At 69.8% G+C, this 26,036-nt stretch carries 23 protein-coding genes and 2 pseudogenes; 11 read left to right on the forward strand and 14 right to left on the reverse strand.

Going from position 1 to position 26,036, the window contains the following annotated elements:
* Positions 1-10: 10 nt before the first annotated feature.
* The 3 genes from FHS38_RS32510 to FHS38_RS32520 are packed head-to-tail and all read right to left on the reverse strand — an operon-like array spanning position 11 to position 3,386.
* Positions 11-1,501 carry a VWA domain-containing protein gene (locus FHS38_RS32510; RefSeq protein WP_221495630.1) on the reverse strand — a complete coding sequence of 497 codons (1,491 nt, stop codon included), beginning with the start codon at positions 1,499-1,501 and terminating at the stop codon, positions 11-13.
* Positions 1,498-2,883, reverse strand: coding sequence for a hypothetical protein (locus FHS38_RS32515; RefSeq protein WP_221495631.1), 1,386 nt, complete (start codon positions 2,881-2,883; stop codon positions 1,498-1,500). The genes FHS38_RS32510 and FHS38_RS32515 overlap by 4 nt, the downstream gene beginning before the upstream one ends.
* Positions 2,883-3,386, reverse strand: coding sequence for a hypothetical protein (locus FHS38_RS32520; protein WP_184739788.1), 504 nt, complete (start codon positions 3,384-3,386; stop codon positions 2,883-2,885). Before FHS38_RS32520 ends, FHS38_RS32515 begins: the two co-directional genes overlap by 1 nt.
* Positions 3,387-3,982: 596 nt before the next feature.
* Between FHS38_RS32520 and FHS38_RS32525 the strand changes: the two genes are divergently transcribed.
* Positions 3,983-4,522 carry a hypothetical protein gene (locus tag FHS38_RS32525; RefSeq protein WP_184739790.1) on the forward strand — a complete coding sequence of 180 codons (540 nt, stop codon included), beginning with the start codon at positions 3,983-3,985 and terminating at the stop codon, positions 4,520-4,522.
* Between the two features lie 146 nt (positions 4,523-4,668).
* Positions 4,669-5,082, forward strand: a complete 414-nt coding sequence (kilB, locus tag FHS38_RS32530) for a plasmid transfer protein KilB (protein WP_513825916.1) — start codon at positions 4,669-4,671, stop codon at positions 5,080-5,082.
* A 97-nt stretch (positions 5,083-5,179) separates the two neighbouring features.
* On the opposite strand, the gene FHS38_RS32535 is transcribed toward kilB, so the two are convergent.
* Entirely contained in the window at positions 5,180-6,127 is a 948-nt protein-coding gene (locus FHS38_RS32535) for an alpha/beta hydrolase (protein WP_260421067.1), read from the reverse strand.
* 97 nt (positions 6,128-6,224) lie between these two features.
* Here FHS38_RS32535 and FHS38_RS32540 point away from each other — a divergent pair, with 97 nt between their 5' ends.
* Positions 6,225-6,758, forward strand: a complete 534-nt coding sequence (locus FHS38_RS32540; RefSeq protein WP_184739796.1) for a PadR family transcriptional regulator — start codon at positions 6,225-6,227, stop codon at positions 6,756-6,758.
* Between the two features lie 122 nt (positions 6,759-6,880).
* Here the strand turns inward: FHS38_RS32540 and FHS38_RS32545 are convergent, their stop codons facing one another.
* Entirely contained in the window at positions 6,881-7,549 is a 669-nt protein-coding gene (locus tag FHS38_RS32545) for a TetR/AcrR family transcriptional regulator (RefSeq protein WP_184739798.1), read from the reverse strand.
* A 69-nt stretch (positions 7,550-7,618) separates the two neighbouring features.
* Here FHS38_RS32545 and FHS38_RS32550 point away from each other — a divergent pair, with 69 nt between their 5' ends.
* A complete protein-coding gene (locus tag FHS38_RS32550) occupies positions 7,619-8,449 on the forward strand; it encodes a class I SAM-dependent methyltransferase (protein ID WP_184739800.1) in 831 nt (276 codons plus the stop codon).
* A 108-nt stretch (positions 8,450-8,557) separates the two neighbouring features.
* Here the strand turns inward: FHS38_RS32550 and FHS38_RS32555 are convergent, their stop codons facing one another.
* The 5 genes and pseudogenes from FHS38_RS32555 to FHS38_RS32575 form a co-directional block, all read right to left on the reverse strand.
* Positions 8,558-9,403, reverse strand: a complete 846-nt coding sequence (locus tag FHS38_RS32555) for an SDR family NAD(P)-dependent oxidoreductase (RefSeq protein ID WP_184739802.1) — start codon at positions 9,401-9,403, stop codon at positions 8,558-8,560.
* Between the two features lie 268 nt (positions 9,404-9,671).
* Positions 9,672-10,277 carry an isochorismatase family protein gene (locus FHS38_RS32560; RefSeq protein WP_184739804.1) on the reverse strand — a complete coding sequence of 202 codons (606 nt, stop codon included), beginning with the start codon at positions 10,275-10,277 and terminating at the stop codon, positions 9,672-9,674.
* Between the two features lie 81 nt (positions 10,278-10,358).
* Positions 10,359-11,342, reverse strand: coding sequence for a GlxA family transcriptional regulator (locus tag FHS38_RS36235; RefSeq protein ID WP_184739806.1), 984 nt, complete (start codon positions 11,340-11,342; stop codon positions 10,359-10,361).
* Positions 11,343-11,550: 208 nt separating this feature from the next.
* Positions 11,551-13,191: an ABC-F family ATP-binding cassette domain-containing protein gene (locus FHS38_RS32570; protein ID WP_184739808.1), complete on the reverse strand. Its 1,641-nt coding sequence runs from the start codon at positions 13,189-13,191 to the stop codon at positions 11,551-11,553.
* A 443-nt stretch (positions 13,192-13,634) separates the two neighbouring features.
* A pseudogene (locus FHS38_RS32575) lies at positions 13,635-14,716 on the reverse strand (DUF5937 family protein).
* A gap of 229 nt (positions 14,717-14,945) precedes the next feature.
* Here FHS38_RS32575 and FHS38_RS32580 point away from each other — a divergent pair.
* The 4 genes from FHS38_RS32580 (at position 14,946) to FHS38_RS32595 (ending at position 20,060) form a co-directional block, all read left to right on the forward strand.
* On the forward strand, positions 14,946-16,571 hold the full coding sequence (locus FHS38_RS32580; protein ID WP_184739810.1) for an FAD-binding oxidoreductase: 1,626 nt from the start codon (positions 14,946-14,948) through the stop codon (positions 16,569-16,571).
* A gap of 198 nt (positions 16,572-16,769) precedes the next feature.
* Positions 16,770-17,888: a PP2C family protein-serine/threonine phosphatase gene (locus FHS38_RS32585; protein WP_184739812.1), complete on the forward strand. Its 1,119-nt coding sequence runs from the start codon at positions 16,770-16,772 to the stop codon at positions 17,886-17,888.
* 122 nt (positions 17,889-18,010) lie between these two features.
* Positions 18,011-18,859 carry a hypothetical protein gene (locus FHS38_RS32590; RefSeq protein WP_184739814.1) on the forward strand — a complete coding sequence of 283 codons (849 nt, stop codon included), beginning with the start codon at positions 18,011-18,013 and terminating at the stop codon, positions 18,857-18,859.
* Positions 18,860-19,151: 292 nt separating this feature from the next.
* Positions 19,152-20,060 (forward strand): hypothetical protein, encoded by a 909-nt coding sequence (locus FHS38_RS32595; RefSeq protein ID WP_184739816.1) that lies wholly within the window; start codon positions 19,152-19,154, stop codon positions 20,058-20,060.
* Positions 20,061-20,133: 73 nt separating this feature from the next.
* Here FHS38_RS32595 and FHS38_RS35825 read toward each other — a convergent pair whose 3' ends face one another.
* Positions 20,134-20,253 carry an LPFR motif small protein gene (locus FHS38_RS35825; protein ID WP_260421068.1) on the reverse strand — a complete coding sequence of 40 codons (120 nt, stop codon included), beginning with the start codon at positions 20,251-20,253 and terminating at the stop codon, positions 20,134-20,136.
* A gap of 86 nt (positions 20,254-20,339) precedes the next feature.
* The gene (locus tag FHS38_RS32600) at positions 20,340-21,935 is read right to left on the reverse strand and encodes an MFS transporter (protein WP_184739818.1); all 1,596 of its coding nucleotides are present in this window, start codon (positions 21,933-21,935) and stop codon (positions 20,340-20,342) included.
* 181 nt (positions 21,936-22,116) lie between these two features.
* Between FHS38_RS32600 and FHS38_RS32605 the strand changes: the two genes are divergently transcribed.
* The 3 genes and pseudogenes from FHS38_RS32605 to FHS38_RS36245 all read left to right on the forward strand — a co-directional run bounded on the left by FHS38_RS32605 (position 22,117) and on the right by FHS38_RS36245 (position 23,812).
* Positions 22,117-23,109 carry an AsnC family transcriptional regulator gene (locus tag FHS38_RS32605; RefSeq protein ID WP_260421069.1) on the forward strand — a complete coding sequence of 331 codons (993 nt, stop codon included), beginning with the start codon at positions 22,117-22,119 and terminating at the stop codon, positions 23,107-23,109.
* A 249-nt stretch (positions 23,110-23,358) separates the two neighbouring features.
* Positions 23,359-23,505, forward strand: a pseudogene (locus FHS38_RS36240) (methyltransferase family protein); the annotation flags it as partial.
* A 109-nt stretch (positions 23,506-23,614) separates the two neighbouring features.
* Entirely contained in the window at positions 23,615-23,812 is a 198-nt protein-coding gene (locus tag FHS38_RS36245) for a methyltransferase (RefSeq protein WP_311775309.1), read from the forward strand.
* Positions 23,813-23,994: 182 nt separating this feature from the next.
* Here the strand turns inward: FHS38_RS36245 and FHS38_RS32615 are convergent, their stop codons facing one another.
* Entirely contained in the window at positions 23,995-24,555 is a 561-nt protein-coding gene (locus tag FHS38_RS32615; protein ID WP_184739822.1) for a GNAT family N-acetyltransferase, read from the reverse strand.
* Between the two features lie 126 nt (positions 24,556-24,681).
* Positions 24,682-26,028, reverse strand: a complete 1,347-nt coding sequence (locus FHS38_RS32620) for an SMI1/KNR4 family protein (RefSeq protein WP_184739824.1) — start codon at positions 26,026-26,028, stop codon at positions 24,682-24,684.
* Positions 26,029-26,036 lie beyond the last annotated feature (8 nt).

A 26,036-nucleotide genomic window follows, 5' to 3' on the forward strand; every position in this document is an offset into this window, starting at 1 on the left:
CAGGGCCTTTCTAGGCGAGGAACGTCTTGAGTTCGTGGACGAGCTTGCGGATGTGGCCGGAGAGCACCGGCGTGCCCAGGGCTTTGAAGCGCTCCCGGAACCAGGGGTTGACCTCCTGGCGGCCGGAGCTGGTGACCGAACCGACCGGGATGAATTTCACTCCGGAGCGGTGGACGGCCTCGATGCCCTCGAAAAGCGGCTGGGAGCGGTCGAACTCGTAGAAGTCCGAGATCCACACCATCACGGTGTCCCGGGGATCGGTGATCTTCGGGCGGGCCATGGCCATCGCGACGGGGCCGTCATTGCCGCCACCGAGGTTGGTGCGCAGCAGGGCCTCGAACGGGTCGTTCACCCAGGGGGTCAGGTCGAGGGCACGCGTGTCGTACGCGATCAGGTGGACGTCCACCTTCGGCAGCCCGGCGAAGATCGATGCCAGGATGGTGCAGTTCACCATGGAGTCGACCATGGAGCCGGACTGGTCCACGACGACGATCAGCCGCTGCGGTGTGGTCTTGCGGGCGGTGTGCCGGTAGTAGAGGCGGTCGACGTACAGCCGCTCCTCCTCCGGGCTCCAGTTGGTGAGGTTCTTCCAGATCGTGCGGTCGATGTCGAGGTTGCGGAACACCCGCTTGGGCGGGACGGAGCGGTCCAGGGCGCCTGCCGTGGCTGTTTCCACTTGGGTGCGCAGCACTTCGGCGACCTCGTCGACGAAGCGGCGGATCAGGGCCTTGGCGTTGGCCAGGGCAACGCCCGAGAGGTTGTTCTTGTCCCGCAGCAGTTGCTCGATCAGGGACATGCTCGGGGTCAGCTGCGCGGCGAGCTTGGGGTCGGCCAGCACCTCGCGCAGGCGCATCCGCTTGACGAGGTCGGCTTCGATGGCGCCGAGTTCCGGCCCGATCGCCGGAATCAGTCGGCTGAGGTCGGGCGTCGTTCCCAGGCCTCCGGTGCCGTTGGGGCTGCCGCCCGGTCCTGCGGCCGCGCCTCCCCTGGCCCCTCCGCCGGCGCGGCCGCCGCGCAGCTCGCCGGGCTTGCAGCCGAGTGCGCGCTCCAGCCAGCCCGCGTCGGACTGCCAGCGCGTCAGCTGTCCGGCGGTGACCGTGCCCGAGCCGGAGGCGAAGACGTTGAGCAGCACCTTCGACACCAGCGCCGCGCGCCGTACCTCGGCGGGCCGGTCGCGTGCCCCGTCGTCTTCCGGTTCGGGTGCCATCAGACCGTCGAACTCGGCGGCCAGCTCCGGGTGGCGTTGTACGACCGAGTCGACGGAGGCCTGTGGGTCCAGCAGTGCGGGCGGCAGGCCGATGTCCTCGACGACGGCGAGGCTCGCCGATTCCAGCGTGGCTTGCTCCTCGTGGTCGAAGAGGCGGGCGAGGAGCCGCCAGTACAGGACCTGACGGCGGTTGTCGTGGGGGTCCACGTCGGGGTTTTGTGGGGGCGTGTGCGCGGCCGATCGTTCGGTTGCGGCCGTGTGCCCTGTCGTGTGTTCCGTCGTGTGTTCCGTCATTTCCGGAGCAGCCTCCCGGCGCGCTCCCGCAGCACGGCCACGGCGTCGGTGGCGGCCTTCTCGGCCTTGATGCCGGCCTTGTCGGTCGTGCCCCCGGCCCATCCCCCGGCGTGGATCGCGACCGTTTTCTTCCGCACGGTCGTCTCGACGGCCAGAGGCTGGACGCGATACGTCCCGGCGTCCCAGCGGAGCAACCCGATGCACGAGCCGGACGCCGCGACGGCTGCGGGGGTGAGCGGTCCGGCGGTCGGGATGCGGTCGGTGTCGACCGTGAGAGGGTGTCCGGCGATGGTGAACGTCAGTGCGTCGTCGTTCCCGGTGGCGTAGCCCTCCAGGAACACGGGTACGGCGATGCGCGCCGGGTGCCGGTCCAGGGGTGCGGTCGCCGGGTCGGTGGCGGTAGGCAGGACGATGCGGGCGGTGACGAAGGCGTCGGCGGGCTCGCCCGTGCGGGCGTGCTCGTCGTTCCAGAGCAGGTCGCCTTCGGCGGTGACCGGCATGCCGACGAGGTCCATCGAGCGGCCCTCGCTGACAGCTGCAAGGAGCGACATGTGCGGGCGGAGCAGCTGCCAGAGGCCGGCTCCGACGACCGTGTCGGGCTTCGGCACCGACACGCCGGCACGCACCAGGCGGGGCGCACCGCCGTCCGCCGGCTCGAAGACCGCGTGGACCTGGGCCTGTACGGCGGTCGCGTGTTCCTGCACGTCGACGCCGAGGGGCAGCAGGCGGCCGGTGACCGTACCGGCCATGGGCACCTCGGCAGCACCGGGCAGCGTCAGCAACATCGCGCGCGACCACAGGTCGGCCCAGCGGCGTGCCGGGATGCGTTCCAGGGCCGCGCCCGGGCAGGATGCGACGAGTTCGGCGGCGAAGCCGTCGAGAAGCGTCGCCAGGCGGCGCAGGGCCGGGTCCACCAGCATCGCGGAGACGATGGGCGCCGCCCCGGCGACCACGTCGTGGTCGATGCCCTGCCACCCGGAGCGCGCCAGATCGGAGAGCCAGGAGCGGGCGGCGACGAGCAGGTTCGCCGCTTGCCGCTCGCCGGGGGCTGGGACGGTGGCCTCGCCGCGGGGCCGACCGGAGGCTTCCTCGAGACGGACCATGAGTGCGTCGTGGACGGAGCCGAGCAGCGCGGTCCGGGCGGCGGCGAGGGCGACGAAGTGGTCTTCGCTCGCGGATCCGGCCGCTGCCTTCCCGGCCGCCTCGGCGACCCGGGCGGCCAGCGGCGTCCCCGCGACGGCGTGTGCGAGCTCTGTCAGGCCGCCGGCCTGGGCGGGCTGGGGACGGAGCAGGCCGCCGACGAGGGCCCGGTCGAAGGCGTCGACGGCTGCCAGGGCTTCGTCGAGTCCGGCGATGGTTTCGGCGAGCAGGTCGGCGCGCATCACGCCACCGCCCTGGTGGGCGGGAACCACTGCATTTCGGGCAACGGCGCCGTGGTCGGGGCGAGTTCCAGGTAGGCCAGGTGCCGCAGGAACCGGCTGAAGACGGGCGCGGCGGCCTTGGTGTCCCCCTGCGGTGGACGTGTGGCGCTCATGGCGGCGGCGAGGGTCTGCCCGCTCGGCTCGCCGTCCGCGCTCTCGACCCTCAGGTAGCGGGCGACGCGCTCGGCGCCGTACTGCAGCACCGCCTCGTTGATCAGGGCCCGGATGTGATTGCAGAACGAACCCCGCGCGCCGCCGCAGGGCCGGTTGTTGTTGGTGCTGCAAGCGAACGCGTAGGTGCGGGCCCCGACCGACGAGACGTAGACCCGCTCGATGTCCGAACCGCTGGACACCACGCCCTGCAAGCGTCCGTCGGCCAGCTCGACGAACGGCACCTTGGCGAGCTTGCGCGGTCGTGCGGGCGCTATCACCCGTGCCGTGCTCGACCTCTCCCAATCCGACAACGCACCATCTCCTATGCATGAAGGGGACACCAAGGGGGATGTCCGCGCCAGAGCGGCGGGACACGACTGAACCTAGTGGCGACCACTGACAACGCCGGTCGGGGACGGGACGCGCAGCCGCGTCACGCGCTGCTCGCGACTTCCGGGCAGGGGCGCGGAGTGAGGGGATGCCGGGCCGTCGTGCTCTGTTGGCAGGGCCAAGGGGTGAGCGGCATCCGACGGCGGGGGCCCGCACCTGGGCCGGGCGCGTGCGCACTTCGGCCCCGGAGGACGGGCCCGAGGGGGCTGTGGGTACCGGTCATGGGAGTGGGCGGCACTCCACTCCCCGCGTCGGTGGGCAACGTGCCGGACCGGTCCGACTCACGGCCCGGTGATCCGGTATCTGCCTTTGCCGCAGGCCGCCCACCCGGAGCGCACCACCGCCCCGGGTACTCATCGCGTCGGCGGACGCTCCGCCCCCCCTGGGGATGAGTGGCCCCCTGGAGAAGTCGGGTGCCGCCCGTCGCGCGGCGATTGGCTTTCGCCCTGTCTCGTGGTGTAAAAAACCTCGTCGGTCGAACATGATCACGACAAATTTTTCCACCGGGGGACCTGACATGAAGACAACACATCGTTTCATCAGCGCACTTGCGCTCGTCGCCGCGCTCGGCAGCGTCACCGCCTGCGGACCGGAAGAGGACACGGCCGCAGGCAGCGGCTCCGGCGCCTCCGCGCAGCCGTCGGAGAAGCAGACCGCGGGCGGTGCCTCCGCGGACAAGGCCGACGGCACCGGCGAATGCGGGAAGGCGCCGAAGCTGCCCACCGGCCACAAGATGATCGAACCCGTCGAACCCCCGTCGAAGGGCTCGATGTCAGCCAAGGACGCCAAGCCCACCTGCACACCCAACGACTGGATCTACCACGGCGAGGGCAAGGCGAAGTACTACCTTTTCGCCGAGCAAGTGAAGGCCGAACTGGCCACCGGGCCCGGCTCCACCAAGACCGTCCCCGTCGGAGAACTGTGGGCGCACGCCGGTGACTGCCTGACGAACGGCGGTGCCGTCAAGGAGCCGTACAGCTGCTCCGGGAACATCTACGACATCACGCTGGACCCCGAGGGCAAGGTGAAGACCATCAAGGAGATCTGGCACCCCTGAGCCCCACCCGACCCGGCACCGGCACGTCGAAGGGGACGCGTCGATGCCGGGTCGGGCAGCGTCCGGTTCCTCGGATGTGATCAGCTGATGCCGTGGAAGCCATATGGACAAGTGTTGTAGCGGTCGGAGGCACACTCCTGGGTGCCGTGATCACGCACATCTTCCAGCGCCTGGCGTCCAGACGCAGCGAGGTGTTCGCGCGGTCCGAAGCGCTCCGGCAGGAGCGCTTGGCCACGTACAGTTCGTTCGCCGCGGCAGTGGAGGACTACCGCCACGGCCAGGCGGACCGCTGGTACCGCAAGCAGCAGGACCCGGACGGAGAGGCCTTCGTCACGGCACGCGATGAAGCACACCGTCTCCGAACAGCGACACGACAAGTGCTCTATCGAGTCAAGTTGCTCACTGACGACCGGGAAGTGATCCTCGCGGCCGAGCGGGCCTATCAGCGCACGCGCGACGTGTCGACGGCGCGGGACCAGGTGGAGCGGGATGCACTGGACGCCCAGGCGAGGCAGACCATTGAAGCGTTCGTATCCCATGCTTCGCTCTTGATCCGGTGAAGTGCCAGACCAGGGGGTGGCCGACCCCGCTTGCCGGCCGGTGGATGGCTGCGCCACCGGTTGCGGAACTGTTCACCCTCCTGATCTTCATGGAGGGTCAGGAGGCTTCCGCCTTCCGACCCTCGCTACGCAGCGCGGCGGCCAGCGCCGACGTCCACGCGACGGTGCTGCGCCGGGCCGGCGAGCTGGTAGGGGCGTACCCCTCGAAGAGGTGGAACGCTCCTGGTACATGATGAATCTCCGTGGGGACGCCGGCCAGGATGAGTCGCCTCGCGTAGTCCAGCCCTTGGTCGCGCAGCGGATCCTGCTCGCAGACCATGAGGTACGTCGGCGGCAGCCCGGCCAGGCTTGTCGCTCTCGCCGGGGCCGCGTACTGGTCGGCCGCCCTCGGCCCCAGGTACAGCGGCCACATTCCGCGGACCACTCGTCCGTCGATCACTCGCCCGTCGGTGACGGCGTCGACCGATGCTTGGTCACAACGGTCGTCCACGGCGGGCACCAGGAGCAGTTGGTAGGCGAGTGCGGGGCCACCACGGTCTCGGGACGCCAGGGCGGTTGCCGCGGCCAGTGACCCGCCGGCCGAGCGGCCGGAGACGGCGATCCGGTTCGGATCCACCCCGAGGGCGGCGGTGTTGGCGCCGGTCCAGAGCAGCGCGGCGTAGCAGTCGTCGAAGCCGGCCGGGTAGGGGTGCTCGGGGGCGAGACGGTAGTCGACGGAGACCACTACCGCGTCGGCCGCCCGGCAGATGTCGCGGCAGTTGGTGTCGCCGGTGTCCAGGTCGCCCGAGATGAACGCACCGCCGTGGAAGTACAGCACGGCTGGACGACTGGCGGGCGTCCCACCAGTGGGCCGATACAGCCGAAGCCGCAGATCGCCCGCCGGGCCGGGGATGGTGAGGTCTTCGGTGACGAGGTGGGGGTCCTCGCGGGAGGGCGTGGCGGCGAGCACCCCGCGCAGGTGGGTCCGCGTGGCCACGGGATCGGCCAGCGGGTCGAACTCCGGCAGCGCGGCGAGGACGTCGGCCAGCTCAGGGTGGACGTTCATGGGACTCCCAATCATCTCAGTGAGATCGTCGCCGCGAGACTAACCTATAGTCTCACTGAGACGGTATCGATCGCAGACTGCGTCACTGGAGGACGGGATGACGGACGAGTTGACGCCCTCGCAGTACGTGGTGCTCGGGCTGATCGCCCGTAACGGTCCGATGACGCCCTACGAGTTGAAGGGCCGCATCGAGCAGAGCGTCGAAAACTACTGGCCGATCCCGCACGCGCAGCTGTACCGAGACCCGCCCCGGCTGGCCGAACTGGGCCTGCTCACCGAGCGCGCCGAGGAGCACGGACGGCGACGACGTGTCTTCCACCTCACCGACGCCGGCCGCGAGGCCTTGCACCGCTGGCTGGCCGACCCGACCTCGTCGCCGCCGGAGACCCGCAACCCCGCACTGCTCAAGCTCACCTTCACCGACCTGGCCTCCCCGGCCGAGGTCGCCGCGCTGGCGCGCACCCAGGCCGCCCGGCACCGGCAATGGGCCGACGCGTACCGTCAACGGCTCGCCGACTTGGATCCAGCGGATCCGGCCACTGCATCGCGGACCCGCCTGCTCGAACTCGGGATCCGGCACGAGCAGAACTATGTCGACTTCTGGGAGACCCTGGCCGCCGAATCCGCCTGAGCGCGAGGGGTCACGATTGCCGTCAGGCGGATGCGGGCGGATTCACGCGGGACCGGCCGCCGGAAAATGGAGCGAGTGGCGACCGGGAGTCGGCGCCCTGTCGCATGCAAGGTGGCGCATTCTCACGAACCCGGCCTCTGGGCGCGGCTGTTCGGGGAGATCCTGAGGCGCCCTGCATCGGGCTTCGTACGTGCACGCCCTACGTCGCGTGTGGCGTCGGCGATGACTGTAGTCACAACCTTGAGGACGGCTCCGGTCTCCGGTGGCGTGCCTTCACGGCCGGCGAACAGCAGGTGCCCGGTCCCGATGAGCGTGAGCGCGAGCGTGTCGACATCGGCATCCGCCGCGATGCGATCCACGTCGCGTTCCGCGGTGAGGTAGGAGGCGATCATGGCCGTGGCTTCCGTCAGGACGGGCACGCCGGCGGTGGTGGCCTGGCGCAGTCGGGCGCGCAGTTCATCCCGGGAGGTGATGAGGGCGACGATCGCCAGCGCGACGGACCCGAACAGGGCCGTCAGTGCGTCGGCGAGGTTGCCGGCCACGGTGCCGGTCCCGGCTGAGCCGCGCAGGGCGGTGGCTTGGCTCTCGAGCCGGGCGATGCGGTCCAGCACGAGCTCGGTGAGGAAGGCGTCGAAGTCGGCGAAGTGCCGGTGCAGGACGCCCTTGGCGCAGCCTGCCTCCGCGGTGACCGCCCGGCTGGTCAGCGCGCTCGGCCCGTCCCGGAGCAGGACGCGCTCGGCGGCGTCGAACAGTTGCTCGCGCGCGTCGCGCATGGCCACCCCTGTCGGCATACCGCACCCTTCCTTGCTTCGCCCGGCCCGCCCGTTGACGAGTGGGCACGTGCCCACCATAGTGGGCGCATGCCCACTTTACCTCCGGCGCGATCGCGTCCGTCCGGGAACGAGTCTCATCAATACCGGCAGGCGGCACAGTCATTCGGTTCGGATGCCGAACGCTACGACCGGGCCCGGCCCCGCTACCCCGACGCCATGGTGGACCGGATCGTCGCCGGCAGCCCCGGCCCCGAGGTCCTCGATGTCGGCTGTGGCACCGGTATCGCCGCCCGGCAGTTCCAGGCAGCCGGCTGCAAGGTGCTCGGAGTCGAGCCCGACGCGCGGATGGCCGACGTGGCGCGGCAGCTCGGAGTCGAGGTCGACGTAGCGACGTTCGAAGCCTGGGATCCGTCCGGCCGGCAATGCGATGCGGTGGTCGCCGGTCAGGCCTGGCACTGGGTGGACCCGGTCGCGGGAGCGGCCAAGGCCCGGCAGGTGCTGCGGCCCGGCGGACGACTGGCAGCGTTCTGGAACGTGTTCGAGCTACCGCCGGACGTGGCCGAAGCGTTCGCCGCGGCCTACCGGCGAGTGGCTCCCGACTCCCCCTTCACCGTCCAGGCGATGACGAAGCAGGCTCTGGACGGCTATCAGGCGCTGATCACCAAGGCCACCGACGGAATGCAGGAGGCCGGCGGATTCAACGCCCCGGAACAGTGGCGATTCGCCTGGGAGTGGTCCTACACGCGGGCCGCGTGGCTGGAGCAGATGCCCACCCATGGCGCCCTCACCCGGCTGCCGTCGGACAAGTTGGCGGAGGTGCTGAAGAGCGTCGGGGCAGCCATCGACGCGCTGGGTGGCAGCTTCACGATGCGTTACACCACGGTGGCGGTCGCTGCGGCGCGAACCGCTACAGCCTGACCTGCGGGTGCGGCCTGCCGCAGCAGGTGGGGGCAGTGCGCGCAACCGCCCTCCAACTGGCGGCCGGTGAGGGCGTCCCCTGCCGTCACGAGGAGGGAAGGCGGCCCGTCAGGACACCCAGCCGCTGGTCAGCCTGGTGACCGTGCCGCCGTCGAGGTCCGCGAGCTTCGTGCCGACGAAGTCGCGGGCCCCGTCGGACGTCTGCAGCCGCAGGGGCGGCGCGTCAGCGGTGAGCGCCTCCAACACGGTGGCAGCCGCGTCACGAGGGCTCTGAGCGCCGGCGAAGCTGCGGGCCGTGCGCTCCAAGTAGGCCTTGAGAGCCGGCGCGTAGACACTCGCGCGGGCGAGAAGGGCGTCCTGGTCGACACCGGCATTGCTGACGAACTCACTGGCTACCGCGCCGGGCTCGACGACCGTCACGGTGACACCGACGCCGGCCGCGACGGGATGGAGGGATTCCATGAAGCCCTCGACGGCGAACTTCGCGGCGCAGTAGGCCTCGTTGAACGGCTGCCCCACGACGCCGCCGACGCTGGTGACGGTCACCACCCGGCCTCCGGACGACCGCAGATGGGGCAGGGCGGCATGAGTCACCTGCAGCACGCCGAAGAAGTTGACCTCCATCACGGCGCGGACGTCCTCGACGCTCTCCTGCTCCAGGGTCCCCACGTGTCCGGCGCCGGCGTTGTTCACCACGGCGTCCAGGCGGCCGTGGTCCGCGACCACCCCCGCGATGCAGGCCTGGACGGAGCCGGGGTCGGTGACGTCCATCCGGCGGACCTCGACCAGGTCGGCCACGCCCTCCTTCCGGGCCGCTTCGCGCAGAACCGCGTCACGGGAGGTGTCACGCATGGTGGCTACGGTGCGCCATCCCGCCCGGGCCGCGGCGACAGCGGCCTCGAGGCCGATTCCGGAGGACGTGCCGGAGATGACCACTGTTCTGTCAACCGTCATGGGAAGGCTCGCTTTCCTGTACTGGGGGGGGCTCCCGCCCCATGCAACGGGGTTCACGCTGCCCGCTCGAACGCGCGGGTCGCATCACCGAGCGGGCGCATCCGTAGGGCCGGAACTGACGCAAGTCTCTGCCTTCGTGTGCACTCCAAGTCAAGCCGACCGCGGCCATGTGGCTCACCACGGGGATCACCGTGACCACCGGTCTTCCGGCGTCATCCTGTCCGTGCGTGAGCTGAGCCACGGAGACGAGCTCACACGCCGTACGTCCCTAGGAGGGCCGGAGGCTGTCCACGGTCGGGGCGACGGTGCCGAACAGGTCGGTGACGGTGGTCAGCGCCGCGGCCTGGAGGGTGGCGGCCGACAGCACGTCGCCATCGGGTGTGGTGAGGGCACGGGTGGCGGTGGCCTCGGCGACGACGGTGGGCCGGTAGCCGAGGTTGAAGGCGCCCTGGGCGGTGAAGGTGACGCACATGTGCGTCATGAACCCGGCTATGACCAGGTCGGGTCCGGCATCGAGGTTGCGCAGGAGCTCCTCCAGCCCGGTGTCGTGGAAGGCGTTCGGAAAGTGCTTGACGACGACCGGTTCGCCCGCGAGGGGAGCGACCTCGTCACTGATGGAGCCGATCTCGGCGCGGATGTCGTACGGGCTGCCTTCGCCACCGTCATTGACGACGTGGATGACCGGAGCGCCGACGGCACGGGCCGCGGCGAGGAGGCGGGCTCCGGCGGCCAGGGCCTGCTCGGCGCCCTCGAGTGCCATGACTCCGGCACGGTAGGTGTTCTGGAAGTCGATCATTACCAGGGTGGACTCGTCGAGACGGGGCAAGCGGCTGCCGAGGCCGATCACGTCACGCAGGCTGGCGGAAGCAGTCATCACAAGGGGGCCCTTCAAGAGCGGTGAACGGCGCACGACGAGGTCGCGCGGTGGCACGGATACGCCAAGGGGATCGGGTGGTCAGATGGTCGTGCGGAAGCGACGGCGGTAGGCCGCCGGCGTCGTGCTGATCTGCTTGCGGAAGGCGCGGTGCAGCGTTTCCACCGAGCCCAGGCCGACGGTTCCGGCAACTTGTTCGAGCGGCTGGTCGGTGCTTTCCAGCAGGCGGCGCGCGGCTTCGACCCGTGCGGCCTCGACGTACGCGGCCGGGCTGGTGCCGGTCTCCTGGCGGAAGACGCGGGCGAAGTGGCGCTCGCTCAGGCACATCCGGGTCGCGAGCGCGGCCGCCGACAGGTCGGCGTCGAGGTGTTCGGCGATGAACAGGCGCAGTTCGTCGATGTCTCGCCTACCGGCTGCGGGGCGGCTCAGCGGCACACTGAACTGGCTCTGGCCGCCTTGCCGCTTGAGGTACATCACCAGGTGACGGGCTACCGCCAGAGCCAGGTCCTCGCCGTGGTCCTCGGCCACCAGGGCCAGCGCGAGGTCCATGCAGGCGCTGATCCCGGCCCCCGTCCACACTCGTCCGGAGCGCACGAAGATGGGGTGGGCGTTCACGGTCACCTGTGGGTGGTCGGCGGCGAGCTGTGCCGCCGTCGACCAGTGGGTGGTCGCCGTCCTGCCGTCCAGCAGCCCGGCCGCCGCCAGTAGGTGCGCGCCGACACATACCGATGCCACCCGCTGTGCGTACGGGGCGGTGTTCTTGATCCAGTCCACGACGTCCTGGTCGGTGCGGGCCACCGGGCCTTCCGGGTACACATCCACCGCACCGGGCACCAGCAGCGTGTCCACCGCCGCGCCGACATCGGCGAAGGAGGTGTCCGCGAGCAACCGGACGCCGGCCGAGGTGCGCACCGGTCCCCGCTCGGGGCCCGCCAAGCGCACCGAGTAGCCCGCCCGGCCTGCTGATTCCCGGTTGGCCAAGGCGAAGACTTCCGCCGGGCCGGTGACGTCGAGGAGATCGACATCGGGGAAGACAGCGATGACGACACGGTGGGTGAGGGGCATGCGTCCATCTTCATCGCACCCCGCCATGTCGGCAATGACGGGATTCTGTCAGATCCGGCCACCGCCGCCCGGCAACCGACGTCGTAGCGACCGGGCCGTTCGTGGGGTGGGCGGGCCGGGGACCGGTGACTGCGGCAGTGAACGCCTGCTCGCCGGGGTGGGAGGTGGCCGTGTCGGCCGTCTCCCACCCCGGTCCGCGGTCACGGGCTCAGTTCGTGGCCATCTCCGCGCGTACCTCCTCCGCCGTCGTGTCCCGCAGCTCACCGTCCAGGCGCAGCCACCGCGTCACGGCGATGGACTGCAGAAAGCGGATGTCGTGGCTGGCCACGATCAGCGCGCCCTCGTACGACGCCAGGGCCGTGGTCAGCTGACGGACGCTCGCCAAGTCCAGGTTGTTCGTCGGCTCGTCCAGCATCAGGAGTTGCGGGGCGGGTTCCGCGAGCATCAGGGCTGCCAGGGTGGCCCGGAAGCGCTCCCCGCCCGACAGGGTCGCGACCCTCTGGTCGGCCCGCGCTCCCCTGAACAGGAAGCGGGCCAGGCGGGCTCTGATCCTGTTGCCCGTCGCCTCGGGGGCGAACCGTGCCACGTTCTCGACAACCGTCAGCTCGTCGTCGAGCACGTCGAGCCGTTGGGGCAGGAACCTCAGCGGCACATGGGCCGTCGCCGTGCCGGAGACGGCGTCCAGCTCTCCGGCGATCGTGCGCAGGAGCGTCGTCTTGCCCGCACCGTTGCGGCCGACGAGCGCGATCCGCTCCGGGCCGCGCAGCTCGAACTCGCCCTCCACCCGGGCCCCGTACCTGAGGTGGAGGTCGTGCAGGGTGAACACGGAGCGACCTGGCGGCACTGCCGTGTACGGGAGGTCGACGCGGATCTCGTCGTCGTCGCGCACGGCCTCCACGGCCTCGTCGAGCCGTTCCCTTGCCTCGGCGAGCTTGCCCTCGTGCATGATGCGGTGCTTGCCCGCGGCGACCTGGGCCTGCCGCTTGCGCTCTCCCATGACGACCTTGGGTTCACGCTTGGTGTCCCACATCTTCTGTCCGTACCGCTTGCGACGGGCCAGTTTGACCTGGGCATCGGCCAGTTCGCGCTTCTGCTTCCGCAGATCGGACTCGGCGACCCGTACCAGGCGCTCGGCCGTCTCCTGCTCGGCGGCGAGCGCCTCCTCGTACGCGGAGAAGTTGCCCCCGTACCAGGTGACCTCGCCCGCCCGCAGGTCGGCGATCTGGTCGACGCGGTCGAGCAGTTCACGGTCGTGACTGACCACGACCATCACGCCGGACCACGCCTCGACGGCCGCGTACAGGCGCCGGCGCGCGTGCAGGTCGAGGTTGTTGGTGGGTTCGTCGAGGAGGAGGACATCCGGTCGGCGCAGCAGCAGAGCGGCCATGCGCAGGAGGACCGACTCCCCGCCGGAAACCTCGCCGATGGTGCGGTCCAGGCCGACATGGCCCAGTCCCAGTCCGGCGAGCGTCGCCGTGGCGCGTTCCTCGACGTCCCAGTCGTCGCCGACTGCCGTGAAGTGCTCCTCGCGTACATCACCCGCCTCGATGGCGTGCAGAGCGGCACGCGTGTCGGTGATGCCGAGGACGCCCTCGACGCGGAGGGTGGTGTCGAGGGTGACGTTCTGCGGCAGATAGCCGATCTCGCCGGCCACGCGCACCGTGCCCTCGGTCGGTGCGAGTTCTCCCGCGATCAGCTTGACCAGAGTGGATTTTCCCGACCCGTTGAGACCGATGAGTCCGGACCTGCCGGGCCCGAAGGCGACCTGAAGGTCCTCGAAGACAGTGGTGCCGTCCGGCCAGACGTAGGAGAGCGACGTGCAGGTGATGGAAGCGGGGGAAACGGACATGCGGGCCTCACATGGTTGCTGGAGGGGTGGGTAGGGCAACGTGTTGGGACACCACAGGGCGACCATGGTCGGCGAAGGTGGACAAAATCCCTGCACCGGGGAGAGGACGGCTCAATGCGTCGAGGTCGCACACGGAACGCCGGCAGCGGCGACGCTATGACGAAGCGTGGCTGCGGGGCGCGGTGTCTCAAGACCTCAGACGAGCAACGTCCTTCTCCGATCAACGGCAACAGGGGCGTTATGCAACGTAGAGGAGCGCCGGTGGCGGCGTCAACGCATTAAGTGCGCCACCGGAGAAGAGCCCCTCCGTCCGCGTCGCGGGGGGCTCTCGCTGGCGCACCTCGCGGGTGCTGTCACCCGGTTACCGCAGCGGCGGGGCCCTACCGCCTGGCGGGCAACCGGCCGACAGTCCGCCCAAGCACGCACGACCCGCCGGACGGCACCTAGCGCAGCGCGTTCCCCAGCAGGTCGGCGCCGAGGCGGCCGACCCGTTCGATGTCGAGCTCGTGGAAGACGTAGCGCCCTTCCCGTCGGGTGCGGGTGAGACCGGCCTTCTTCAGGACGCCGAGGTGCCGGGAGACCTCCGGCGCGGTGAGGCCGTTGGCGTCCGCCAGTTCCGTGGTCGAGTGGGGCCCGCGGGCGAGAGTCCGGCAAAGGCGCAGCCGAAGGGGGTGGGCTACCGCTTCCAGGCGCCGCTGGACCGTTGCCAATGACAGGGCCGACGGCAGCTCGGGGAGAGCGACGGGTACTGGAGTACCGGCCGGTCGCCGTGGGCATCCCGGACAACGAGGTGGGGCCACCCGAAGGCCGTGGGAAGGAAGACGAGCCCGGTGCCGGAGCCCGTCACCCGGCCGTCCTGCAGCTTGTCGACCACGAGGCAGCCGCGCGCGGTGTCCAGGGTGATGGCGGGCGACACCGCGGCGACGGCCTGCCCCAGGCCGCGGTGCTTGAGAAGTTCGTTCTTGTGGCGGGCGTCGGCAGCCAACTGCGCGCGGACCCGCTGCCAGACCTCGCCGAAGAACGCCTGCTCGCAGTCCTCCAGGAGCCGGCGAAGCCACGCCCGTACGCGGTGCGGGTCCTCCAGCAGCCGGTCGGCGAACGCCGCCTGGCGGAGCCCGCGCGCGGCGGCGAGCTCCCGGGCCCGTCGGCGGTCCTCCGGACGGCGCAAGGGGGAGGGCCTGGGGTGAGCGAACGAGGTGGCGCAGGAGATCTCCACCGCGGCGACGACGAACGCGTCGTCGTCCAGCCGGTCCCATGCGTCCAGCTCCTCCTTGAGATCAGCCGCCGCGATGCTCGGCAGGAACAGGTCCGATCGCGTGGAGCGCCAGAGCATGTCCGCCTCGTACAGCCTGTCTGCCAGTTCCGGTGGAAGGGCGGTCCTGGTCTCCGTGGCCCATTCGAGGAGGCCGGGATGGTGAGACGGCTCGGCCAGGACGTGCAGCACCGCTCCCAGCTCGGCAAGCGGGGACATCGCGAAGGAGATGCGATCCAGGGGCGCGTCGGAGACGTCGATCACCACACTCATCCCTTGAGTGTCCCTCCTCCCACGGATGGGGCTGCTGTCGCCCGGCCCCAGAAGGGTACGTGCCACCGGTGTCGGGCCCGGGTCCCGGCGCAACCTTCCCAGGGAGGTCCGCCCCTGCATCCTTCGGTGGAGCAGCGGTTGGTCATCACGGACGATGTCCTTTGGTCTTTCGGCCCCGAAGGTGAGAGCAGAGATCTTCTGCGGCATTCGGCATCTTCGGGAGCGGGCAATGGATGAAGTGACACGGCGCGGAGTGCTGGCGGGAGCGGCGCTGTTAGGCGGGGCGGCCGCGGGAGTGGCCGCACAGACCATGGCCGCTCCAGCGGCGCTCGCGTTGCCGGGTACCGGCGGCCGGACGACGCCGGCGACGGGGCCGGTCACGGTCGGTCCCGGTGATCCGCGCTATCGGTCCCTGACGCGACGCGGCTGCAACGCCCGGTTCGTCGGAAGGCCCGACTACGTACGCGTGGTGGGTTCCACCGAGCAGGCCGTCAGCGCGGTGCAGCAGGCGGTGCGGGAGGGCCGGCGCATCGCTGTACGCAGTGGTGGGCACTGTTTCGAGAACTTCGTCGACGATCCGTCCGTCCGCGTCGTCGTCGACGTCTCCCCCATGTCCGCCGTCCACTACGACGCGCGGCGTGGGGCATTCGCCGTCGAGCCGGGCGCCTCGCTCGGCGAGGTGTACCGCAGACTGTTCCTCGGCTGGGGCGTGACCGTCCCGGCGGGTGCGACCGCCGAGGTCGGCGTGGGCGGTCACGTCCTGGGCGGCGGTTACGGTGTTCTGTCCCGGCGGCACGGACTGTCCGTGGATTACCTGCACGCCGTCGAGGTCGTGGTGGTGGACGCGTCGGGAAGGGCCGCCAGTGTGGTGGCCACACGGGAGCCCTCGGACCCGAACCACGAGCTGTGGTGGGCGCACACCGGCGGCGGGGGCGGCAACTTCGGCGTCGTCACCCGGTACTGGTTCCGCGACCCGGAGGCCAGGGGATCCGACCCCGCGCGGCTGCTGCCCAAGGCTCCGGAGTCGGTCACCACTTTCCACGCCTCCTGGTCCTGGAACGACCTCGACCGGCGCTCCTTCACCCGGCTGGTGCGCAATCACGGCAGCTGGTACGAGCAACACAGCGCGGCGGACTCGCCCTACGCCGGGCTGTTCAGTGTCCTGATGCTCAACAGCCGAAAGTCCGGCACCATCACCCTGATCGGCCAGTTGGACTCCACCGGCCCGGGTGCGCAGCGCCTGATGGACGACTACGTGGCCGCGGTGGGCCGCGGGGTCGGGGTACGGCCCGCCCGGGGGCATGAGAGCCGGCCGTGGCTGCAGGCCGCGGCACAGGTACAGGAAACGGCCCCAGCGCCCTTCAAGGCCAAGGCCGCGTATCTCCGCAAACGCTTCACGGACCGGCAGATCGCCGTCGTCCACGATCATTTGTCCAGCAAGGCGGGTGGCGACAGCAACGGCACGCTGTGGCTGGTGTCCTACGGAGGGAAGGTCAACACCGTCCCGCCCGGCGCCACGGCCGTCGCGCAGCGGGACTCGATCCTCAAGGCGATCTACGCGACCGACTGGGAAGACCCCCGAGCGGACTCCGGACCGCACCTGGCGTGGGTGCGCGACTTCTACCGGTCCGTGTACTCCGACAGTGGTGGCGTCCCCGTGCCGGGCGCGGGGAGCGGCGGTTCCTTCATCAACTACCCGGACACCGACCTCGCCGATGCCGTCCTCAACACCTCCGGCTGCCCGTGGCACACCCTCTACTACCAGGACAACTACCCTCGTCTGCAACGCGCCAAAGCTCGTTGGGACCCCCGCAACGAGTTCCGCCACGCGCTCTCCGTCAGCCCCACCACGTAGCAGCGGACGCCGCTTGCCCGGAGAGTGCATGCCATTCACCAGGCCGGCATTCGAATACCTGAACGAGTCGCGCCGGGTCCCGGCGGCGGTTCGCCACGTACCCATACGGCCGCCCCATAACTGGCAGTCGAAATCCGGCCCGAGGATGCTTGAGCATGTCGTACGGCTTGTACGGCGCGGAAGAGCGGGAGCAGGCACGTGAGGGCACCGAGCGCGGGGCGCACCGCCGTGAAGCGCTGGTGCCTGCGCCACGTCCGGTTGCTGCCCGCGCTCCTGCTGGTCGGAGGCGCCGTCCTCGACTACTACACCTCCCCGCACTTCAGCGCCGAGGCCTTCTACTCGGCCGCTCCGATGGCGGCTGCCGCACTGCTGTCGCTGCGCGCGACGATCCTGACGGGTCTCGCCGCCTGCGCCGCCGACGCCGCGCTGCTGACGCACTTCGGCTTCATCGGGGGTTCGGGCGGGCGGAGCGAGCTGGCGGCCGTCGCGACCGTCTCGGCCCTCGCCATCGTCGTCAACCGGCTCATGTACGTCAGCGATGTACGCCTGCAGTCCGCGCGAACCATCGCCCTCACCGTGCAGCGCGCCGTGCTGCCGCACCCTCCGGCCTCGATCGGCCCCCTGCGGATCGCCGTGCGCTATCAGTCGGCCGTGAAGGACGCACAGATCGGTGGTGACCTCTACGGCGTGCAGGACACGCCGTACGGCGTGCGCTGCCTGGTCGGCGACGTTCGGGGCAAGGGCATGGAGGCGGTCAAGGCGGTGGATGTGGCGCTGGGGGTGTTCCGGGAGGCCGCCGAGGAGGAGCCCACACTCGTCGCGGTCGCCGCCAGGCTGGAGCGGGGGCTGCTGCGGGAGGCGCGGCGGAGGGCGGGGCTCGAGCTGACCGAGGGGTTCGTCACCGGTGTACTGGCCGAGATCCCGCACTCCGGCGATGAACTGCGGCTGGTCAACCGCGGCCACCCGGCACCTCTGCTCCTCCACGACGGCCGGGTGCGCAGCGTGGAGCCCTCCGAGCCGACCCTCCCCCTGGGGCTGGCGGAGCTGAGCCCCGGCGAGGGCCGGACCGACACGGTGCCGTTCCCTCCGGGGACGACCCTCCTGTTGTACACCGATGGCCTCACCGAAGCGCGGGACCGGACCGGGGCCTTCTACGACCCCGTCGCCGGACTCGCCGGGAGCGTCCCAGCCGGGCCGGATGCGCTGCTCGACGCCCTCCTCACGGACGTGAGCCGCCACACCGGCGGATGCATCACCGACGACATGGCACTCCTCGCCGTCACCCATGGCCAGGACAGCGACTTCAAGAACCCGTGACATCCTCCTCTTCGAGAATGAGGAGGGGCGGCGCCTTTTGTGTGCGGCCGGAGCGCCGCATCTTCTTGCCGGGGTACGCGCGTTCTTCCGCCGGTAGTCATCGAAATGGATAATCTGTTTTGATGACTACCGAGGGAGATGTAGTGGATCTTGCTCAGCTGGCGGAACGATCTGTGGCGGTTACGGGAGATTTCCTCCTTGCTTCAGCCACAGGAGCAGCAACGCAGGTGGGTTCCGCCGTCAGCCAGTTGGTGATAGGCCGTTTGGGAATCAGCCCCCATTCCTCTGTCGCTTCACAAGAGTTACAAGCCGCCCCGGATGATGCGCAGCGGCGAGCCGACGCCTCCGACGCCCTGCGCGAGCTCCTTCACCAAGAGCCGGAATTCGCCGAGCAACTGGCCCATGAACTGCAAAAGATGCAGCAGCGCATCCGTGTCGAGCCGCACGGCCAGAACAACAGAACCTTCGTCAACTCACCCCTCACCGCCCACGGGAAGGGCAAGGTGATCGGCGGGGACAGCAACAAGAGCATCACGAAGAAGAGTGGGGCACTCTGGGGGCTGCTCGCAGCCGTGGTGGTAGCGCTGGGCGGTGGCGCAACCGTCCTGTTGACGCAGAGCGGGCAGGACGACAGCCCGGAGCGGCAGGCCGAGAAGGTGGCGGTCGACTTCCTCCGGGCCACGTACAGAGGCGACATGGAAACCGTGTGCGGCCTTGCGTCCAAGGGAGCTGTAAACGGCACCGGATCCCTCTCCGTATGCCGTGACGACAAAAAACTGACAGAGATGAAGAACAGACCGGTACCAGAAGATCAACTCGAATTCGCCAAGCAATGGAAAGCCACAACGGCTGACCTTCCCAGCGACAACACCGCAAGGGTAACGGCAGTAAATGCCGGAAAAGGAATCATCGTTCATCTGACTCGCGAGGAAGGAAGCTGGCGCGTAGTCGATACGAAAGGCGGGCAATGAGCCGAGACGGGGGGCCGCCGCTCCTGGTCCTGGGGTTCGCGGCCCGCAGCCGAAGCCCGCACCCCCTGGTGAGGGTCTGACCACGGTCCTCCGACCGTGGTCAGCCGAAGCGCGCCGAGGCCCGTCCCACGGCCTCGCACCGAATACACCGCGCGCGGCGCCACCGCGCTTGGATCTCCAGCGTCGGCACAACGCTGACCATGCCCTGATCGGACCCGTCGGCTCACTGCCTCGGTCCACAGGAAGCGCGGTACTCACGGGCCGGCCCGATACTCGAGATCGAGGAGGGACTGTGCACCCCAGCACGGATGTCGGGCCGAAGCGCAGCTTCACCTTCAGGGGCTCCCGGCGCCTTGCGTCGGGCTTGGTCCTGACGGGTGTGAGCTGGTCCCTGTACTGGACGGTGACCTCTGCCTGGAGCGAGGTGTTCTTCTTCGGACTGTGGCTCGGTTACATCCTCACGGCCGATGGCTTGGTCCACCGGCGTACGGGCACTTCGCTGATCGACCGTGGAAAGGGACGATTCCTTCTTGTCTTCGTCTGCTCCGTCCCGTTCTGGTGGGCGTTCGAGTGGTGCAACTGGGCGCTGCACAACTGGTCGTACGTACGCCCTGTCCCCCAGAATCAGATCAGCCACGTCCTGCTGTTCTCACTGTGCTTCAGCACCGTATTGCCCGCGCTGTTCGAAACCGCTGAGCTACTGCGGTCGATCCGGCCCTTCCTCGGCCCCTGCCGTGGGCCGGTCCTGCCGCACAATCGGCCGCTGACAGGGGGCGTAACGGCACTCGGCGTCGCGTCGTTCGGCCTCATGCTGGCCTTCCCGCGCCAGCTGTTCCCGCTGGTGTGGGCTTTCCCCGTGATGGTTCTCGATCCCCTCAACAGCCGCGCAGGCCGGCCCAGCATCTGGGCCGAGGCGGCTCAGGGCCGATGGCGATTGCCCCTGGTCCTGGCGGCGGCGGGCCTGACGTGCGGATTCTTCTGGGAGTTCTGGAACTACGGGACCGCCGGAGGGCACTGGGTGTATCACCTTCCCGGGTTCCTCTCGCACCCTCACCTCTTCCGGATGCCGCTCCCCGGCTACCTCGGATACCTGCCGTTCGCCGCATCCGCCTATGCCTTCTACCAGACTGCACGGATTCCGTTCTCCCGTGACCGCGAAGATCACCTGAACCTCGTCGCACGTCCCGGGGCGATGCGGTGACCGTGGTCGCCCGCAGTCAGGTGGACTCCGGCCTTCGGGCTACGCCTCCGCAGGAGGCGTAGCCCGTTCAAGGTCACTTGCCGGACTTGGAAGCCCCGCCGAACAAACGGGCGAGTGCTTTGAAGGGAAGAGCCACGACCGAGGCAATCGTGCTTCCGATTGCCCGCAGGACGTCCGCAATGGCACGCAACATACGACGGCCTCCCGGCTGGTCTTCTGTGTGCCCCTCCATCGAATATACGTCCGGTGCCGATGGGTGCGTACTCGGCTCGGCCCGGTCTACAGGCTCCCGTCTCCCGTAACGCCCGCCGACATCGCCTGGGGTCGGGGCGAGGCGCTCTTCGCGTCCGTGGAGGTCGCGTCACCTCCGTGGGATGACGCCGCCGGGAGCGTCCTGGGGCGCCGGATGAGCACCAGCGCGACGATGCCACCGAGCACCCCCAGAGCGCCCGAGACCAGGAAGGTCTGCTGCAGACCCGCGGCGAAGGCCTCGTGCACCAGGCGACCGGCCACGGCTCGCTGCTGGGGGGAACCCGCGTGAGCGACCACGGCTCCCGCCTGGCCTCCTGCCAGCGCATCGGCCGTCGCGGCCGGATCGGCCACGGAGTCCGGTCCGTGGTCCCGGAGCGAGCCGGTCAGCCCTGCGTGGAAGACCACCCCCAGAACGGCGATGCCCAGGGCGTTCCCCAGCTGACGTGCGGTGTTCACGGCGCCGCTGGCCATCCCACCGCGCTCGGGGCCGACGGACGCCAGCGCCGCGGACGCCAGCATGGGAGTGGCGAGCCCGACGCCGATACCCGTCACCGCGAGGCCGGGGACCAGAACGGTCCAGCTCGACTCCGCGTCGATCGTGGCCTGGAGGAGCGCGCCCCCACCGATCAGCAGCAGTCCCAGCCCGATCATCCAGCGCGCCGAGGCCCCGTGCAGGAAGCGCCCCGACAACGAAGCGACGAGGAACGCGGCCGCGCTCATGGGCAGACACGTGAGCCCGGCCGCCACCGGCCCCATGCCGCGTACGGACTGGAGCCAGAGCGAGGTGTAGGCCAGGTAGGAGAACGCGGCCACGGACAACAGCACCGCGGCGATCATGAGCCCCGAGAACGCCCCCTGGCGGAAGAGCGTGAGGTCCAGCAGGGGCTGCCGCCGACGCGTCTCGATCACGAGGAAGGCGAGCAGCGCCACCGCCGCGAGCCCGAAGAGTCCCAGGGTGGTGGCCGAGGTCCAGCCGTACTCGCTGCCCTTGATCAGCGCGTAGGTGGCGGATCCCGCCGCGAGGGTGAAGGTCACCAGGCCGGGCAGGTCCACGCCCCGGGATCCCCGGGTGGGGGTCGCGACGACGAACCGCAGGGTCATCGCGATGGCGAGCACGCTGATGGGGAGGTTCACGAAGAAGATCCAGCGCCAGTCCAGGTGCTGGGTCAGCACCCCGCCCAGGACCGGCCCGGCCGCGGAGGCGGCACCGCTGACCGCCCCCCAGGCGCCGAACGCCACCCCGCGGTCCCTGCCGTGATAAATGCTGCCGATCAGAGCAGTCGTGGTGGCCAGCATCGCCGCCCCGCCTATCCCCTGCACGCCCCGGAAAGCGATCAGGGCCTGCGGCCCCGTCGCCAGCCCGCACGCCAGCGAGGCGAGTGCGAACAGCACCAGACCGCCTACGTACACCTGCCGGTGGCCGATCCTGTCGGCGAGAGAACCGACGCCCAGCAGCAGCGCGGCGAGCGCCAGGGCGTAGACGTCCATCACCCACTGCAGGTCCGCGAAGGAGGTATGCAGACTCTCCGCCATGTCGGGCAGCGCCACCACGACGATCGTGACGTCCACGAGCAGCATGAACGTCCCCAGGCACACCGCTACGAGCGGCAGCCACTTACGCATCCGAACCTCCAGAGGTCTTCACCGACAAGGCCGGGTGTGCTGGGCGGAGACCTCGTGGGTCCTGCCCGGAAAGCCGCACACCCGGCAAGGGGTAGAACCTCGCACGTCCAACAGTTTTCAGGAATCCAGAGCGCCTTAATGACGGAAGTCGATGATTGGCGACCATGAAATGATGGAAACCATGGACACTCTTGAGTTCGATCTCTTCGATCGTCGGCTCGCGCAGGCGCTGATGATCGACGGCCGGGCCGCGTTCAGCCGCCTCGCCACCGTGCTGGAGACCACGGACCAGACGGTGATCCGCCACTACCGCCGGCTCCATGGCGCGGGGCTGCTCCGTGTGCTGGGCCTGCCGGTCGGCAGCCGCGTCGGGCTGTTCGAATCCAGGCTGCGCATCAGGTGTGTCCCGGGAGCCGCCCTGGCCATCGCCGAAGCGCTCGCCCGCCGCCCCGACACCGGCTGGGTCAAGGTCTACTCCGGCGGTACCGAGGTCGGATGCCTGGTCAGCTCGCGCACCCGGGAGGATCACGAGACCCTCCTCCTTCAGAAGCTGCCTCGCACCCAGCAGGTCACAGGCGTGTCGGCCCACAATCTGCTCCATCGGTACACCAGCAGCCTGGGCCATTGGCTGGGACCGGCCGAGCTGAGCGAGCAGCAGATCAGGGCCCTGCAGCTCCCCGCGGCGAGCCACGACGACACCGTTCGTCTCGACGACTCCGACCATGCGATGTTGTCCGTGCTCGCGCGGGACGGCAGGGCGGGCTACCCCGAACTCGCCAAGGCCACCGGCCGTTCGGAGTCCACGGTTCGCCGCCGTCTGGAGTACCTGCGCGGCCACGGCGCCCTCTTCTTCGAGGTCGAAATCCTCCCCGTCCACTTGGGCTACCAGACCGAGGCCGCCCTCGCCCTGACCGTGCCCCCCAGCGACCTGGCCGAGGTCGGCCGTGCGCTTGCCGATCACCCCCAAGTCCCGTTCGTCGCGGCGACGACCGGCACCACCAACCTCGCCGCCACGGTGCTCTGCAAGGATCAGCACGCCTTGTACAGGTACATGACGGAAGGGATCGGCACCCTCAAGTCCGTGCACCAACTGGAGGTCGTCCCGGTGCTCCGCCACCTCAAACGAGCCGGCTTGCTGAGCGACGGCAGCCGACTGTCCGACCCACCGCGCTGAGCCGCGGAGCGCGAACGCCGGGCGCTCCGGACGGGGCATTACCACCGCCACGATCGTCAACTTAGGCTTACCTAAGTCGAAGACGGGTGGTGTGCGCCCCGCGCACCTCACCTCTCCATGCCGTGCGCCGCGAGGCACACGGCGGCGCCACCACGGAAGGGGCCGTACATGACCAGGGAGCGCGACACGGATCGGACACCGGCGGGCCGGCAGGAGCGCAGCATCGTCATGCAGTTGGCCTTCGGGCAGATGGGCACACAGGTCCTCGGCGTGGCCGTACGCCTGGGAATCTTCGACCGGTTAGGCGAGGGCGAGCGTGCGGCAGCCGATCTCGCCCGCGATCTCGGCACGCAGCCCCAGGCCACCCACCGTCTGCTCCGTGCGCTGGCAGGCCTGCGGTTGCTGACGGAGACCGCGCCGGGCACCTTCGCGACCACTCCCGCGGGCGGTCTGCTGCGCTCCGACGTCCCCCGACAACGGCACCCTCCTGATCGTCGAGCCGGTCCTGCCGACCGTCGTCTCCGCCGGAACCACCGAAATGCCCTACCTCAGCGACCTCAACATGCTCGTGAACGTCGGCGGCAGGGAACGCACAGCGGACGACTTCACCGTCCTGTGCACCGAGGCGGGCTTCAAGCTCGGCGCCATCAGCCCGCTGCCCCAGCCGAACGTCTTCCACGTCATCGAGGCGACACCGGCCTGAGCCGGTACGGCAGCGTCGCCGAAGACGTCGGCCGGCACAGCCGCTCCCCCGGCTTCCGGACAGCTGTCCGTCCGGTCGCGTCGATCAGTCCGTCGACGCCGGATCCATCACCCATCCGGGGCCGCCCCGACACCCCTGAGAACCCATCAGGATTGCCCCTTACTCCCGCCCCTGGGACCGGATCAGGGACGGGCACTGCGCGCGGCACGCCACTCGGGTGCGAGCACCGACCAGATCTCGGTGTCCTGCCGTACACCTCGGTAGAGGTCGTTCTCGCGCTGGACTCCTTCGAGGCTCATGCCGAGCCGCTTGGCCACATTGATGCTCGGTGTGTTCTCGGGGGACACCAGCCACTCCACACGGTGCATTCCGCGTTCCTGGACCGCCCAGTCGATGATCACGCCTATGGCACGGGTGACGAGACCGCGTCCGGCCGCGGCCGGCTCCAGCCAGCAACCGGCCTCGCAGTTGCCCGCAGTCGCGTCGAAGACCCTGAAGAGGACGCCGCCGACGAGGATCCCGTCAAGCCAGATGCCGTACAGCCGGCCGGTGTCGGTGGCGGCCTTGTCGGCGTACACCTGGAGCCACTTGCGCGCGGAGTCGAGGTCGGCTGCCACGTCGGGGAGCCCGACGTACCGGCCGATGTATTCGCGGCCGCGGTCCATGTGGGCAAGGAACTCCTCGGCCTGCCAGGGCTCCAGAGGCCGCAGCTCAGCTCCGTCACCCAGGGATATCGCGAACATTGTCATCCTCCACAGTGTGTCTCTGCACGGTCCCTGGATCCTCGCACGGCGCCTGCGCGTCAGTCGTCACCCTCCGGGCCGACGGCTCTCACGGCTCCCGCCACCGGTGACGGACAGGCGCGTCCGTCACCCTCGACGCATCGAGAGGATCTCCCGCCCGCGCTCCTCGGTGATCATCTCGGCGAGCACGGGGTCCGCGAGGAGGACGACCGGTGCGACGTGGTGCTCGCTGACCGGGCGCCACAGAGTGATGGCTTCTCTCAGCTCGGGCCACGTGGCGTCGATGAGCCGACGCTGGATCCGCCTCGCCTCCTCGAACTCCTCCACGAGGGCACCCTCCGCACCCACCGACGGTTCGGTGCCCTCGAGCGGGTCCGGAACACCGAACGCCGGGTGGGCGGTCAGCCCGGCCAGGAGGGAGTGCACCGCGGCGTCGAACTCCGGATTGCCGAACGTGAGACGGAAGCCGGGAGCACCGCTCCGGTCCGCGAATCCGGTGATGAGGGCCTGGACGTTCGCCGAACCGCGCTCCAGCACCTGTCGCTTGGTGAAGCTCTCGCCACGCCCGGTGAGCCTTCCCTCGGCGAAGATCAAAGGGAGCAACTCCGCCGCGAACAAGGGATCCTGCTCGAAGCCGACACCATCACGGGAAGGCCGGACGACGCGGTCGAGCGGCACCGTCTGCCAGTCACCGAGCATCCCCAGGACCTGCAGGCGCAAGAGGTCCGCGCGGCCCCGGCCGAAGGCGGAGGCCTCCTTCAGCACCTCCATGGGCGCGTCGATCTCGCCGGTGAGCAAGGCGAGGCGGGCCCGTTCGACCTCCGCGTCCCAGTGGTCGCGCGTCGTGCCCGCGGGCCTCCGCAGACCGTGGAAGGAGACGTACTGATCACGCATCAGGGCGTGGAACGAGTCGAAGCGCTCCGGCCCCTCCCCGGACCACGACGAGAGCCAGTACCCCGCCCATTCGCCACGCTCGTCCACATCGTCCGGGTCGAGGAGCAGTATCGCGGCGTCGCCTTCGAGTGAGACCCGCAGGGACCGGCGCAGGATGGCGGCCTCGTCGGCGGCGGACCGGAACTGCTCCTCGTCGCCGCCACCGTCCTCGGCCTCGTCATCGTCCTCGTCCTCGTCGTCCTCGTCGTCTTCTGCGAGTTCGTCGTACACCTCGATCCAATGGGCGTCGTCCGTGTCGGCCAGCCAGTCGAGCTCGGACGTGCCCGCGATGCGGTAGATGAAGCAGCCCGCGTCCCGCCACCCGTCGGTGGTCAGCAGGAAGGAGCGGAGTGACGGCGGAAGCGGGCGTCCCAGGCGGGCCTCGGCTTCGGCGATCTCGTCCGCACCCGCCGGGGCGAAACCGAGCCAGCCGCTCCGCACGACGTCCGCGTCCAGCGGCGCGTCGCTCTCCGGGTCATGGCCGCGTACCCACTCCTCGCTCCAGAGGGTCAAGAACGCCTGCCATTCCTCACGATTCACCCGGATTA

This window comes from Streptomyces netropsis (assembly GCF_014203545.1).
Classification (GTDB): Bacteria; Actinomycetota; Actinomycetes; order Streptomycetales; family Streptomycetaceae; genus Streptomyces; species Streptomyces netropsis.

Coding starts and splice junctions, on each gene's coding strand:
- FHS38_RS32510 (WP_221495630.1), bottom strand. CDS start 1,501: ATGACGGAACACACGACGGAACACACGACAGGGCACACGGCCGCAACC.
- FHS38_RS32515 (WP_221495631.1), bottom strand. CDS start 2,883: ATGCGCGCCGACCTGCTCGCCGAAACCATCGCCGGACTCGACGAAGCC.
- FHS38_RS32525 (WP_184739790.1), top strand. CDS start 3,983: ATGAAGACAACACATCGTTTCATCAGCGCACTTGCGCTCGTCGCCGCG.
- FHS38_RS32535 (WP_260421067.1), bottom strand. CDS start 6,127: ATGAACGTCCACCCTGAGCTGGCCGACGTCCTCGCCGCGCTGCCGGAG.
- FHS38_RS32540 (WP_184739796.1), top strand. CDS start 6,225: ATGACGGACGAGTTGACGCCCTCGCAGTACGTGGTGCTCGGGCTGATC.
- FHS38_RS32545 (WP_184739798.1), bottom strand. CDS start 7,549: ATGCCGACAGGGGTGGCCATGCGCGACGCGCGCGAGCAACTGTTCGAC.
- FHS38_RS32550 (WP_184739800.1), top strand. CDS start 7,619: ATGCCCACTTTACCTCCGGCGCGATCGCGTCCGTCCGGGAACGAGTCT.
- FHS38_RS32555 (WP_184739802.1), bottom strand. CDS start 9,403: ATGACGGTTGACAGAACAGTGGTCATCTCCGGCACGTCCTCCGGAATC.
- FHS38_RS32560 (WP_184739804.1), bottom strand. CDS start 10,277: ATGACTGCTTCCGCCAGCCTGCGTGACGTGATCGGCCTCGGCAGCCGC.
- FHS38_RS36235 (WP_184739806.1), bottom strand. CDS start 11,342: ATGCCCCTCACCCACCGTGTCGTCATCGCTGTCTTCCCCGATGTCGAT.
- FHS38_RS32570 (WP_184739808.1), bottom strand. CDS start 13,191: ATGTCCGTTTCCCCCGCTTCCATCACCTGCACGTCGCTCTCCTACGTC.
- FHS38_RS32580 (WP_184739810.1), top strand. CDS start 14,946: ATGGATGAAGTGACACGGCGCGGAGTGCTGGCGGGAGCGGCGCTGTTA.
- FHS38_RS32590 (WP_184739814.1), top strand. CDS start 18,011: ATGACTACCGAGGGAGATGTAGTGGATCTTGCTCAGCTGGCGGAACGA.
- FHS38_RS35825 (WP_260421068.1), bottom strand. CDS start 20,253: ATGTTGCGTGCCATTGCGGACGTCCTGCGGGCAATCGGAAGCACGATT.
- FHS38_RS32600 (WP_184739818.1), bottom strand. CDS start 21,935: ATGCGTAAGTGGCTGCCGCTCGTAGCGGTGTGCCTGGGGACGTTCATG.
- FHS38_RS32605 (WP_260421069.1), top strand. CDS start 22,117: ATGGACACTCTTGAGTTCGATCTCTTCGATCGTCGGCTCGCGCAGGCG.
- FHS38_RS32615 (WP_184739822.1), bottom strand. CDS start 24,555: ATGTTCGCGATATCCCTGGGTGACGGAGCTGAGCTGCGGCCTCTGGAG.